The following is a 14,325-nucleotide window of genomic DNA, read 5'->3' on the forward strand; positions in this document are numbered from 1 at the left end:
TCCTTAATCTAAGGTTATATTTAATAATTCAAGAATTCGAGTAAAGTCTTCATTTGACGTATAAGGTATTTCGATCTTTCCTGCGCCTTTTTTCCGACTTTGCGCGACAGCAACTTTTGTACCAAATTTACTCTGCAACTGTGATTCAGCTTCTCGAATATAGATTGGTTTTCGTTGTGTCCGCCGTTCTTCTTTCTTTTTGGCCGTTCCATTAGTCTGCGTTACAATCTCTTCTAATTGTCGCACTGTAAGATTTTGTTCAACAGCTCGTTGGGCAAGCGGAACAAGTTTTGTCTTATCTTTTAAGCCAAGGATCGTCCGTGCTTGACCCATCGATAGTTTGCCAGTATTAAGAAACTCTTTGATCACTTTTGGTAACCCTAGTAATCGCAAGTAATTGGCAATATAAGGCCGACTCTTTCCTAGTCTGCTTGCTACCTGTGCCTGCGTCAATGATAATTTATCCATTAACATCTGGTAGGCTTGCGCTTCTTCAAGTGGTGTAAGGTCTTCACGTTGAAGATTTTCGAGAACCGCGATTTCCATCATCTGGTCATCGCTCATCTTACGCACAATTGCTGGGATAGTCTTTTGTTTAGCGATCTTAGAAGCCCTAAACCGTCGTTCTCCCGCAATCAACTCATAACGATTAAGTTGGGGATCCGTTTGTCGCAGAATAATTGGTTGAAACACTCCTGATTTTTCAATCGATGAAGCTAATTCAGCCAATGCGTCTTTATCAAACGTTCGCCGTGGTTGATAGGGATTAGGATGAATTAACGATAACTTGATATCTTGAACCGTTTCATCCGCAAGTTCAGTTACTTCATTTTCCGCAAAGAGGGCCTCAATACCTCGACCAAGCCCACCTTTTTTATTCTTTGCCATGGTTAGCCAACACTTCCTTTGCTAATTGTTGGTAGACGTGTGCCCCCGTTGAATTTTTATCATAATCAATAATTGCTAAGCCGTGACTTGGTGCCTCTGATAAACGGACATTACGAGGGATAATCGTATCATAAACCTGGTCACCAAAAAACTTTTTGACCTCAGAATTTACCTGTTGTCCAAGATTTGTGCGCCGGTCAAACATTGTCAAAAGGACCCCTTCAATCTTAAGTTGCGGATTGAAGTGTTTACGAACAAGCTTGATGGTATTTAAAAGCTGGCTTAATCCTTCCAAAGCATAATATTCACTTTGGACAGGAATCAGAATTGAGTCACAAGCAGTAAATGCATTAATCGTCAGGAGCCCCAGGGATGGTGGGCAATCGATTAAAATAAAATCATATTTTTGACGAATTTCCCCAAAAGAATCCTTAAGCCGTGTTTCCCGGGCCATTAAATTAGTTAATTCTACTTCGGCACCGGATAAAGCAATTGTTGTGGGAGCAATATCAACTCCTACGTGACTTGTCTTTTGAATGACATCCTCTAATGGCACTTCATTAATTAAAACGTCATAAATACTTTGCTTAATATTCTGTTTTTCAACGCCTAAACCACTAGTTGCATTCCCTTGAGGATCAAGATCAATTAATAAGACGCGCTGACCAGTCTCAGCTAAGCATGCACCCAAATTAACACTCGTTGTTGTCTTACCAACACCGCCTTTTTGATTTGCAAGGGCAATTACAGAACCCATTTTTTGGCCTCCCTACTGTTTCTTCGGAATCTCAATTGTTAATTGATAAGTATCGCCGTTTTCTTCCTCATGTAATTTAATCTCAAAACCTTCATTTGTCGCTAGCTTAATTGATTTTTTAATCGTATTTAAAGCTAACCGTGCATCATTAGCCTGCTGAGTTTTTTTGCTTCGGGCCTTCTTAGCTGTCTTTCGTTTAGGAGCTTGTTTTTTCCCCGTTGTTTTTTCTACTGGTACTTCCTCAACGTCTGCTGTTTCTTCAGCATGGTCCTCAATAGAAGCTAATTCTTTGCGCTTAGCGGCCGCTTTTAATTCTGCAATTTCTGAAGGTAACGGACGCCCTAATAAGCGAGCAACTTCATCTTCCGTCTGCCGAACTGTTAACCGTTCATTAACAATCCGCATTAACATATCACGTTGTTGTTTTTCATCTAAATCTAGCAATGCTCGACCATGACGTTCCGTAATCCGGTGATCTAAAATAGCTGTTTGGACTGGGGTGATCAGACGCAGCAACCGTAATTTGTTAGCAACAAAGGACTGACTCTTACCCATTCCCTTTGCTAATTGCGATTGGGTAAGATGGTTCAGATCCATTAATTGTCGGTAGGCCTGCGCTTCTTCGACCGAACTCAATTGCGACCGTTGCAGATTTTCAATGAGGGCAAGCGAAGCCGTCTCTTGATCACTCATCTTTTCAATGATCGCTGGCGCTTTTTCCCACTTCAAGAGCTTCATAGCCCGGTATCGGCGTTCCCCAGCAATAATTTCATATTTTGCTGGTTCGTATTCACGTAAAACAATTGGTTGTAACAACCCGTGTTCGTCAATTGTTTGTGCTAATTCACGGATACCGTCTTGATCAAATACCTTCCGTGGCTGGTAACGATTAGGAATAATTTGATCAATTTTTACTTCTACGACCTTATTTTTTGTATTATCGGAATTATTTTTTCCAATACCAAATAATGAAAAAGCCATACTTTCAACTCCTTATCTTATTGAATTGGTTTTTTGCTTGGTAAGCCTGGACGACGTGGGTATTTCTTAGGGGTCGCCTTTATCTTATCAATCACAATAATATTACGTTCTTCATCAGTTCCTGGTAAAGTCAATGTCACCGTTTTTTGAACTTTTCCACCAAGCTGTTTAATTGCTGTCCCGCCCTGTTGAAGTTCTTCAGGAGCCGCACTTGCCTTATAAGCAATAAATTCGCCACCAACTTTAGCAGCTGGCAAGCATAATTCGCTTAAAACTGATAGGCGGGCAACTGCGCGGGCGGTAACGATATCAAATTTCTCACGATATGGGCTGTTCTTGGCACTAAAAGTCTCGGCTCGATCATGAATCAACGTAACGTCGGTTAAACCGAGCTTGGCAACTAAGTCTTCAAGAAAAGCAATCCGCTTATTTAACGAATCGACAATCGTTACCTTTAACTGTGGAAAAGCGATCTTCAACGGTAAGGAAGGAAAGCCGGCCCCCGCACCGATATCACATAATGTCAGTTCTTCGCTCTCTAAGCGTGGTTCAGCAAACGCTCCTGTAATTGAGTCATAAAAATGTTTTAAATACACTTCATTCTTTTCAGTAATCCGTGTCAAATTTACATGTTCATTAGTTTCAACTAATAATTGGTAATAGTCAGCAAATTGTTGCATTTGTTCTGCTGATAAGGTGATACCATGATCAGCTAATGCTTGTTGAAATTGTTCAGGATTCATTTATTAGGTCTCCTTTCGTGAAACATTTTTTGTTTCACGTTCTCTACTACTGTACCGTAATTTTGCCATTGTTGCAACCGGATTCCGTGAAAATTGGAGCGCAAAATAAGGGAGTAAGATAGCAGTCACGAGCGACTTTTATCTTGCTCCCTTTCCTAACGTTTTCAACACTTAATCTTAATGCTTCAGAAAGTCTGGATCAATGAAGGCCGGATTGGGATAATTATAAAATCCTTGTCCCGATTCTTTTCCTTCGTGCCCTTCTTGAATCATCTGTTCCATCTTATCGGCAATTTCCTTATGACTTTCATCCTTAGTCTGGGCATAGGCATTCCGTTCAATTTGCGTTGCCGTCCGTAAACCAACCATATCTAAAATACCAAATGGTCCCATTGGTGCACCTGTCGAAATCATCCAATCCTTATCAATCATCGCTGGATCAGCAACTCCTTTAGCCCATAAGCTAAGACCAGATGCAAGTAACGGAATCAAAAGGGAATTCAGAATATAGCCGTGTTGTTCTTTATTAAGGATAACAGGAACCATCTTTATTTCCCGGGCAAACTTTGTAGCTTCTTCAATCACCTCTGGACTTGTTTGGGAGGTGCCCATAATTTCGACCACATTAAATTTCCAAATTTGGTTAGCAAAGTGCATATTAAGAAATTTTTCTGGCCGATCAGTATAAGGAGCTAGTTGGCTAGGGATAAATGTAGAGGAGTTGCTAGCAAAGATTGTTTTTTCAGGGGCTAATCCTGAAACTTCTTCGTAAAACTGCTCCTTTAACTCTAACGATTCTGGTAATGCTTCAATCATTAAATCAGCATCTTTAACCGCGGTCGCAACATCATCAGTAATCACTTTAATATTATCAAGGCCCTGTTGAAATTCCTTATCAGTCAAATGCAAGTCACGTTCATAATCACTTTTCAGCGCCTTAATCCGTCGTTCAGCGGTATCAATATGGTGATTATATACGCTGACATTAAAGCCGGATAAAGCCGTTTGATATGCAATCTGACTACCTAATACGCCAGCGCCGGCAATCATTATATTCTTCATTTGGTATTTCCTCCTTACTTTAACTACTACTATTATATCGTGAAGCGCTTACACTAGAAAGTAATAAAAAGAGCCGAAAGCGAACTCTCAGCTCCTAATATCTTATTTCATTTTGCTTACTTCTTCTAAGAACCACTTATTGAAGTATTCAGCATCAATGTCTAAACAAACTTTTGCGTTAGTCTTGCCATCATGGTAAGCAGCGCGAATGTCACCAACAGTAGCACCGATTGCTGGACCGTCTGTTTGAACATCAACCCACATATCCTTCGTAGTAAATGCTTCTGGATGAAGAAGGTAGAAAATAGTATTAACATCGTGCATTGGACGCCCTTGATCACTACCATCATTATAGTGCGTGATTAATCCATGTAGCATTTCACCAGTCTTATTAAGACTACCAAGTTTTTCAATCGTATCCGCAGTTAAGAGCGCTTTTAAGGTAACATCCAATCCAACAGTTACAATTGGAACACCCGCATTGTACATAATCTTAGCAGCATCTGGATCCGTGAAGACGTTAAATTCAGCTACACTGGTCATGTTACCGCCAGAGAATGAACCACCCATCGCAACGATTTGCTTAATGTGACTCTTTACTTCTGGGTATTCGCTAAAGAGTAATGCAATGTTAGTGTATGAACCAGTTGGAACCAAGATGACTTCATCTTCAGCCATGATTGCGTCATGAAGTGCTTCAACAGCAGTCTTATCAAGAGGCTTACCATAATCGTCGCCAAAGTCATAACCAGGCATTCCCGATTCACCATGAATTCGGGCAGCATCTTCAAAAGGCTTAATCAATGGTTGCTTGGCACCTGCTGCAACTGGAATATCCTTACCGAAGAAGTGAATAATCTTCAAAGCGTTAGCAGTTGTCTTATCAACAGTAACATTACCAGCAACTGTTGTAACTAATTTCAAATCTAATGATGGGTCATTAATAGCCATCGTTAAAGCAGCTGCGTCATCAATACCTGGGTCAGTATCCATAATAATCTTTGTAGTCATAATTTTATCTCCTTTTTATCATGCAAGCGTTTTCGGATTTAATGTTGAAAAAAGCAGCCTTGCCAGCTGCTTTTCCATTTCTACCAAACAAAGAGACCAACAAATGCGGCTGATAATAATGAAACCAAAATACCAGAAAGCATTAAGTAACCAATGTTTGAAGCAATGTAATCGTTGTTTTCTTTGTCAACTAATCCTTTGAAGGCACCAATAATCATACCTAAAGTACCGAAGTTGGCAAATGAAGTTACGAAGACAGTCAAGACAGCCCGTAAGTGAGGTGCGTAACTGTTGATTTCACCAGTAACCTTACCCATAACAACGAATTCGTTAGTAATCAACTTCATACCCATATCTTGGGAAAGCATCCATGCTTGGTGAACAGGTAAACCAAGTAACCATGAGAATGGGAACATGATAACACCTAAGATACTTTCAAGTGAAAGGTCCTTCCAGAACAATGCTAAGATAGCATCGATCAAGGCTGCCAAAGCAACGAAGGCAACAACGTTAGCAATGATGATAAGGATTAACTTACCAGCACCTAAAATTGAGTCTCCCAAGAAACTGAAGAATGGTTCACGCTTATCAGAGTCAACTTCAGCACCAACCTTTTCGATGGTGTCATCTTCAGCTGGAACCTTAACAGGGTTTAACATACTTACAGCAATCAATGAGTTAATAATGTTAATTGGAACAGCAGTCAGAATATATTGTCCTGGCATCATTTCAATATATGCACCAAGAATTGAAGCAGTAACACAAGACATTGACATCATGGCAATCGTCAAATTACGTTCCTTGTTCATGGCACGTAATTGCATACCAGAAACAGCCAAAACTTCAGTGTTACCTAAGAACATCATTTCTACAGCAAAGAATGATTCAAACTTAGGTTCACCAGTAATGAATGAAAGTCCACGTCCGATCCACTTAATAATCCATGGTAATACACCAATGTAGTTTAAGATATCGAACAATGGAACAATCATAAGGATTGGCATTAATGCAGAACAAATGAAGTTAAGGTTCTTTGGTGTGTACCAATCACCTAATGCAAACACAGTTCCTTTTGCAGAGACGTTAACAATCCAAGCAAAACCATCAGCGGCCGCTTTAACCCCAGCACGACCAGCTGCTGAACTTACGAGGAACCATGCTAAAAGTAAGTTCAAGACTACCATGATTCCTACAGTCTTCCAGTTGATTTCCTTTCGATTCTTGGAGAAAAGCCATCCAATTCCAAGAAAGACAATCAACCCAATAATGTTGATAATAAGATACATAGACATGGCTGTGTACCCTCCTTAAATAGAATATTCGTTAACAGCCGTTCCAAATTAAGATACTATAATTGCAATTGTGGCGAGTTAACTATTTAAGAATATCTTTAAATTTGCTTCCTGTAAAGCGCTGTTTTGTAGACAATTTGTGAATTTTTATCATTTTTTAAATTATAATTTTACAATTCGCTCATTTTATTAACTTTTCAACTTCCGGAAATTTCACAAAGTTTTTTTAGAACTTATGAAAACGCTGTCATATGTTAACAAAAAGAAACGGAAAGTTACACGTGGCAAATCGTCTTTGCTATGTGTCTTTCCGTCGCCCCTGCCAAGGTTTTCTATTATACTCAATTAAAATCAATTGAGCAAATGTTCAAATATTTAGAGAAGTAATTTACAGTTTCACTAACTTTAGTATTTCCCAGGAAATAACATAAAATGTTTAGGGTTTAAACTGGCAGAAGCCCGGGACGTTTATCGAAATAACATTCCGGGCTTCTCAACCATGAAGAAGTGGGAAGAAAGGCCGAGTATTATTATTTTTAATTTTTGGTAACTTATCTATCTGCTTAATACGAGGAACTTAAGCTTATCATTATAGGTTCGTTGTAGATATGGCCACTAATTACTTTTAGCTAACATACTTTTTACGGAAACTAAAGCGTTTCATGTGGAGTGGGGTGTTGGTATTTTCATGCAAAAAGTCTAATTAACGTACTTCAAAGTAGTTTTATTATGAGAAGATGTTTGTTAAATTCGGCCTTCTATCTTTCCACACTTTCAGTATAATCCCTCCCCAACAAAAAGACAATTAAACCGCGTCACACCGGGATTTAGATCTCCTCCAACTATTAAACAAAACCAACTTTTCTATTACTTTTTAGCTCTCTCTTAAACTATTCATTATCAAATGCAAAAGAAAAGAGACTCAAAATTTTCGAGCCTCTGCCAAGTTTTTAATTTTTCTTCTTCAAAAATCCATAACCATAAGCGAGCAGTGCGAAAATGACAATTGAAAGGATTAATGGAATTCGTGTTGAATCAATAAAGAGTAAAATCACTAGGACTGCCAAGAAGAAAATAATTGTTAACCAACTAGTAATCGGATATCCTGGCATTCTGAAATTCGTAACTCCCTTTGGATTCTGCCGCCGGAACTTAATATGTGCAACCAAAATAATGATCCACGTAAAAATAAAGGTAATTGTTGAAATTCCAGCAATCACATCGAATATTCCAGCTGGCATAATATAATTCAAGATAACTGTGATAAAAAGAATCAATGAAGAGAAAGTTAATGCATGATTAGGAACTGCCTTCGCACTTAATTCACCAAAACGTTTTGGTGCGTTCCCGCTTCGAGCTAATGAGTAGAGGGAACGACTAGTACTAAAGATCGCACTGTTAGTTGCAGACATTGCAGCCGTCAAAACCACAAAGTTTAAAATCGCAGCTGCTCCTGGAACACCGATTGCTGCAAACACTTGAACAAACGGGCTAGAAGTAGTCTTAATATGGAACCATGGGTAAATTGACATCATCGCAATCATTGATCCGATATAGAATAAACCAATACGGACTGGTAAAGTATTAATCGCCTTCGGAATATCCTTATCCGGATTCTTAGTTTCTCCAGCTGTCAAACCGACCATTTCAATTCCCACAAAGGCAAAGACTACCATTTGGAAAGACATTAAGAAGCCCATCGGACCGGTAGGGAAAAAGCCACCCTGGTTAACTAGGTTTGAAAGAGTTACCGGCCGCCCTTCGACATGACCATGCATCACAAGTAAAACCGCGCCAACTGCTATTAAGGCTAAAATTGCAATCACCTTAATCATGGAGAACCAACTTTCTAGTTCACCAAACAGCCCAACGTTTACCATGTTTACTAACATCAATAAAATAACAATAATTAATGGACCAACCCATTGTGGTAAATTAGGGAACCAATATTTCAAGTAAATACCAGTAGCAGTAAGATCTGCCATTGCTAATGTTAGCCAACATGCCCAGTACATCCATCCAGCAACAAATTCCATTCGGTCACCAAGATATTCCTTAACCGAATCAATAAATGAATGTTTTGAAGTATCAGCTAAAATAAGTTCCCCTAACGCCCGCATCATAAAGAAGCAAAAGATACCGACGATCAGGTATGAAAGAATGATTGAAGGACCTGCTTGGTGAATGGCTGTTCCTGATCCAAGAAAAAGACCGGTCCCAATAGCTCCACCAATAGCAATCATCGTCACATGACGACTTTTAAGCGATCGTTCTAACTTCTGTTGTTGTTTTTCGTCCATAATATGCCTCCTTAAAAATTTAGTTAATAACAAAAACGTTTTCTTAAACAAACAAAAACGTCCCTGGTAATCATCTACCAGGGACGTTTTTTAACGCGGTTCCACCCATCTTTATAGCTCACATTTGCGAACTACCTCTCGGTTGATAAGGAAACCACTCCATTTCAAACGCTCATGCCATTTAATTGGATCCAGCTTTCAGCAAATGCTAGATTCTCTGTCAACCAATTATTAGAAGTTACTCATTATTATAATGATTATCCTAACTTTGTCAAATTTAAATTACTAAAAGTCAGTCGATAATTAAATATTTAGCACTTTATCCAAGAAATTCTTCGTATCTGGATGTTGTGGATTATCAAAAATCTCTTCTGGGGTGCCTTGTTCCCGAATATCACCATTATGGAAGAAGACCACCCGATCAGCAACTTGCTTAGCAAATCCCATTTCGTGAGTTACCACGATCATGGTCATTCCCTCTTGCGCTAACCGTTTCATTACTTCCAAAACATCCCCTACCATTTCAGGGTCAAGGGCACTCGTTGGTTCATCAAAGAGCATTACATCCGGTTTCATTGCAAGGGCACGGGCGATGGCTACCCGTTGCTTTTGACCTCCAGACAGCTTGGTTGGATCTGCCCCTGCTTTATCAGCTAGCCCAACTAAGTCAAGATAGTGCATCGCGTCCTTTTCTGCCTCTTCCTTGGTCATCTTGCCAAGTTGAACAGGTGCCAAAGTGATATTCTCCAAAACATTCATATTTGGAAAGAGATTAAAGTGCTGAAAAACCATCCCGATATTTTCCCGAACCTTATTAATATTTACTTGCGGATCAGCAATATCGTAGCCATCAATATAAATATGGCCGCTATTTGGTTCTTCAAGCTTATTAATGCAACGAAGAAAGGTACTTTTTCCCGATCCTGATGGTCCAATCATGCAAACCACCTCATTGGGTTTTACGTCCAAGCTAATACCCTTCAGCACTTCATTACTTCCATAACTTTTGTGCAGATTTTTTACTTGTACTTTATAGTTTTTATCCATATTAACCCATCCTCTTTTGTACGTAGTTTGATAACCAAGTCAACAGGGTAATGATAATGATATACATCGTTCCAATGATTAACCACATCTTAAATCCTTCCATGTTCTGGGAAATGATAACAGTCCCCGTTTGCGTAAGTTCCATTACACCAATTGCGGAAAGAATTGAGGTGTCTTTCAAGGTAATAATAAACTGGTTAACTAACGAAGGAATCATTAACTTAAATCCTTGGGGAGCAATAACCTTAATCAAGGCTTTGCTATATGGCAACCCTAAGCTCCGTGCTGCTTCCCACTGTCCAATATTAACGGATTCAAATCCACCTTTAACAATGGCTCCAATATAGGCCCCTTCGTTAAAAGTCAAGGTTAAGATTCCTGCCAAGAATAATGGAACTTTATGGCCAATAACATTTGGAATCCCCATGTAAATAAAGAAAGCTAAAACAATCATTGGAATACCACGGAAGATATAAATCAGGGTACTAGAAACAGCATTGGCAAATTTGTTTTGTGCGATACCTAATACACCTAGAATTACCCCAAAGATCATCGCAAAAATAATGCCGACAACGGTTAATTCAATTGTCATCCATAATCCACGAAGCAAGGCTGGATAATTGGCGCGGATTAATCCCAAAATTGTCCGATCAGTCGCGCTGTCCTTCGTTGTTTTGTCACTCTTAGTATATTTATCAATGATTTGATCCATTTGACCAGTATCTTTTAGCCATTTGATCCCATCATTCATCTTTTTCTGTAATTCTAAGTTCTTGCCCTTTTGGTATCCAACGGCAACTGGTTGCGCGTCAATTGGCTTCTTTGTCACAACCTTAAGTGGGACACCTTCCTTAATTCCGTATTCAAGAACAGGACCATCATCAAAAGTAGCGGCTGTGTTCCCAGTTTTCACATCATTCCACATCGTATTTGAAGAATCAAAGTAGCGAATTTTGTAACCGTACTTCTTTTGGTTATTCTTCAAAAACAATGCCGCACTTGTTCCTGATTTGGCAGAAACCGTTTTGCCTTTTAATTGGCTCAGCGACTTAATATTGCTATCTTTTGCAACAGCCATAACAACCCCACTAGTATAGTAAGGGGTGGAAAAATCATACTTTTCTTTTCGTTCATCAGTAACGCTCATTCCGGCAATTACTGCATCAACTTGTCCTGCTTCAAGAGCTTGTAAGTCACCATTAAAGCTCATTGGCTTCAATTCATACTTAAAATGCTCATGCTTGGCAATTTTCTTAAGCATTTCAATTTCAATCCCAGGATTCTTTCCTGAGTAACCACCTTTACTATCTTGAATTTCAAAGGGTTCAAAGGTGTTATTAGTTGCAAACGTATAAGTCGGTTCGGCAGCAGATACCTGCTGAGGTTCGACCATTTGCCACCCCACTACAATTCCAAGAACTGCAACAATGGTGATGATCATATTTTTTATCTTGCTGCTATGCATCTGCACCGACTCCTTTTTAATCAAATTTTAACGTTGATACTACTTTATCATCGCCAGAAAATAAAATAAATATTCTTCATTAAAGTTTGTGTTTATCTAAGATGTCAGCGTTTTAAACAATGATTTTTAAAGATAACAACCAACAAAAAGTTAATTTTATTAAGTCTATTTTATTCGTTTTCGATCTTTTCTTAGACTTTTTTAATCAAAAAAGAAGCTCAGATTTAGCACTCCGAACTTCTTTAGCGAAAAATATTCTTCTATTCTTATTTATTAACTTTATTACGGAAAGGAACCGCATTTTCCTTAGTAATCTTAGTAACACCATGCATGTATGGTATCAATACTTCTGGAATTGTTACGGAGCCATCAGCGTTTTGATAGTTTTCCAAGATAGCTGCCACTGTCCGCCCAACGGCTAAACCAGAACCGTTAAGCGTGTGAACATATTGTAATTTACCATTCTCATCCCGGTATTGGGTGTGCATCCGCCGTGCCTGGAAGTCCAAGCAGTTTGAACAACTCGAAACTTCACGATACTTATTTTGTGCTGGCATCCACAATTCAAGGTCATGTGTTTCAGATGCCGTAAAGCTCATGTCACCAGTAGTTAAGGTAATAACATGGTATGGCAAGTTTAACTTCTTCAAGATGTTTTCAGCGTTAGCAGTCATCTTTTCAAGTTCATCCCATGAGTTTTCTGGCTTAGTATACTTAACCATTTCTACCTTATTAAATTGGTGCATCCGGATTAATCCCCGGGTATCACGACCCGCTGCTCCCGCTTCAGAACGGAATGATGGTGTTAAAGCAGTAACGTAAACTGGTAATTCTTCAGTCGGGATAACTTCACCACGGTAGTAATTAGTTAACGGAACTTCGGCAGTTGGGATCAAAGTCATATCCTCGCCATTAACCTGGTAAACTCCCTCTTTGAACTTAGGAAATTGACCAGTACCGTACATTGACTCAGCATTAACAATGTATGGTGGTAAGACTTCGGTATACCCTTCCTTCATGTGCTCGTCAAGCATGAAGTTGTAAACTGCCCGTTCAAGCTGAGCACCAAGACCCAAGTAGTAGACAAAACGTGCACCAGAAACCTTACCAGCGCGATCAAAGTCTAAAATACCAAGGTTTTCACCGATATCCCAGTGATGCTTAGGTTCAAAATCAAAGTCCCGCACCTTACCTACTTTCCGCAATTCAACAGCACCGTCTTCCGTTAAGCTAACCGGAACACCATCATGAGGAACATTCGGGAGGTGAGCCATCTTATTATGAAGTTCTGCATCATTTGCTTCAACTTCAGCGTCTAGTTCCTTGATCTTATCACCAAGTTCACGAGTTTCCTTAATGGCAGCATCGGCAGATTCACCATTCCGCTTAGCTTCCCCAATCTTCTTTGATGCTTCATTACGTTGCGCCTTCATTGTTTCGGTTTGTTGAAGCAATTCACGCCGCTTCTTATCTAGCGCAATAACTTCATCAATTTCTTCTGGTTTTACACCACGCGTAGCCAACTTTTCCTTATAAAAATCAGGTTCTTGACGAATCTTTTTAATATCTAACATCGTATTTCCTCCTAATTATATAAAAAAGAGCCATTCCATCCTTTATATTTTGGGACGAAATGGCTCTAGTTCCGCGGTACCACCCAAGTTTGACTATCTTTAGTCACCCTTCGAAGTAGATAACGGCTACTATCCGTGCAGAATTACCTGCCCACATATTTTTGCACCGGAGTTTCGGTTGACAGCTTCCACCACCCGCTGCTTCTCTGAACAACCTACTTGAAATGCATTCGTGTTTTCTATTCTGCAATTATCTTATTACACTTTCTCTAATTTATCAATTGAATTTTTATTTAAAACAAAAAAGGATTTTCATTTCTGAAAATCCTTTTTTGGTTAGTTTACGCACAACTAACTTTGGTGATAAGTCCACCATTCAACATTTAAAACCTACCACCAAGCGGCTTACATTACAGTAGGCTAGCACATTTACCATACTGTTGTAATTTCTGTGCCGACTTTTGAGGCATCACTAGTACTATCTGTACTGTTGAATCATTGTTTAGCACAATTGTCATGAACAATAAAAAAACTTTTTGGTAGCAAATACACTTATATGATAAAACTAAACTGTTATCTGCTTATTGCTGTTGGCGTAGACAATAAGACTTTTAAGTTATCTGGGGGAGATATTGCTACTAATGCTTAAAGTTAAGTATTCGGGGGTTTCTTATAAGCATTATCATTCTACCGTTTGACAAATTTATCTAAACAGTGTTCAACTATTTTATGATACCTACTATATAAGGCGATAAACCTTATATCTATTAGGGAGTAGTAGTCGCAACAAACAATGCACAAAAATCGTTGCTTAACACTTAATAACTTGACTTTACCACTATCCAGTCAAGCGACAGCTACCATTATAATTAGCCTAAGTAGGCATCGGGGGGCGCCTCTTTAAGGTTATTATAATAGCCTATATCCGCCAGTTTAAAAGGAGATTATCCCAAGCCACCTGGCACATACTTACCACTATCTTTTGGAGTAAGTTAAGTCATTTAATAAACCATTTTATAAATAAAAGGTAAAGTACTCCTCGAGATAAATAGTAACCATCAAGATCACTACCAGGTGGCATTTCATCTGTAGCTGTCGACCAGATGAATGGTGGCACCTGCTGGCAAGTTACAACCAATCATTTATTAAACAAGTGGCTAAACTAGCAATTTTTAAGAACTTCATTTTATTAAAAAGCTGATAAT

The 14,325-nt window shown here is 39.0% G+C and carries 11 protein-coding genes; all 11 read right to left on the reverse strand.

The features are described from left to right. Positions 1-3: 3 nt before the first annotated feature. Positions 4-888 (reverse strand): ParB/RepB/Spo0J family partition protein, encoded by an 885-nt coding sequence (locus LMB56_RS07485; protein ID WP_218046616.1) that lies wholly within the window; start codon positions 886-888, stop codon positions 4-6. Beyond that, complete coding sequence (locus LMB56_RS07490; RefSeq protein WP_004562448.1) at positions 875-1,645, reverse strand: ParA family protein; 771 nt, start codon at positions 1,643-1,645, stop codon at positions 875-877. Before LMB56_RS07490 ends, LMB56_RS07485 begins: the two co-directional genes overlap by 14 nt. 12 nt (positions 1,646-1,657) lie before the next feature. After that, a complete protein-coding gene (locus LMB56_RS07495; protein WP_229283963.1) occupies positions 1,658-2,626 on the reverse strand; it encodes a ParB/RepB/Spo0J family partition protein in 969 nt (322 codons plus the stop codon). 17 nt (positions 2,627-2,643) lie between these two features. Beyond that, positions 2,644-3,369, reverse strand: coding sequence for a 16S rRNA (guanine(527)-N(7))-methyltransferase RsmG (gene rsmG, locus LMB56_RS07500; RefSeq protein ID WP_153703338.1), 726 nt, complete (start codon positions 3,367-3,369; stop codon positions 2,644-2,646). Between the two features lie 177 nt (positions 3,370-3,546). Then, entirely contained in the window at positions 3,547-4,431 is an 885-nt protein-coding gene (locus LMB56_RS07505; RefSeq protein ID WP_229283962.1) for a 3-hydroxyacyl-CoA dehydrogenase, read from the reverse strand. Positions 4,432-4,533: 102 nt separating this feature from the next. Then, positions 4,534-5,442 carry a ribonucleoside hydrolase RihC gene (rihC, locus tag LMB56_RS07510; RefSeq protein ID WP_003669659.1) on the reverse strand — a complete coding sequence of 303 codons (909 nt, stop codon included), beginning with the start codon at positions 5,440-5,442 and terminating at the stop codon, positions 4,534-4,536. Positions 5,443-5,522: 80 nt separating this feature from the next. After that, positions 5,523-6,728: a NupC/NupG family nucleoside CNT transporter gene (locus tag LMB56_RS07515; protein ID WP_035153464.1), complete on the reverse strand. Its 1,206-nt coding sequence runs from the start codon at positions 6,726-6,728 to the stop codon at positions 5,523-5,525. A gap of 956 nt (positions 6,729-7,684) precedes the next feature. Then, entirely contained in the window at positions 7,685-9,034 is a 1,350-nt protein-coding gene (locus LMB56_RS07520) for an amino acid permease (RefSeq protein WP_229283961.1), read from the reverse strand. Between the two features lie 303 nt (positions 9,035-9,337). Next, the gene (locus LMB56_RS07525; protein ID WP_003665372.1) at positions 9,338-10,081 is read right to left on the reverse strand and encodes an amino acid ABC transporter ATP-binding protein; all 744 of its coding nucleotides are present in this window, start codon (positions 10,079-10,081) and stop codon (positions 9,338-9,340) included. Between the two features lies 1 nt (position 10,082). Then, on the reverse strand, positions 10,083-11,546 hold the full coding sequence (locus tag LMB56_RS07530) for an ABC transporter substrate-binding protein/permease (protein WP_153703342.1): 1,464 nt from the start codon (positions 11,544-11,546) through the stop codon (positions 10,083-10,085). 266 nt (positions 11,547-11,812) lie between these two features. Continuing rightward, positions 11,813-13,120, reverse strand: coding sequence for a serine--tRNA ligase (gene serS / locus LMB56_RS07535; protein WP_229283960.1), 1,308 nt, complete (start codon positions 13,118-13,120; stop codon positions 11,813-11,815). Positions 13,121-14,325 lie beyond the last annotated feature (1,205 nt).

It is taken from the genome of Limosilactobacillus reuteri (genome assembly GCF_020785355.1).
Lineage (GTDB): Bacteria > Bacillota > Bacilli > Lactobacillales > Lactobacillaceae > Limosilactobacillus > Limosilactobacillus reuteri_I.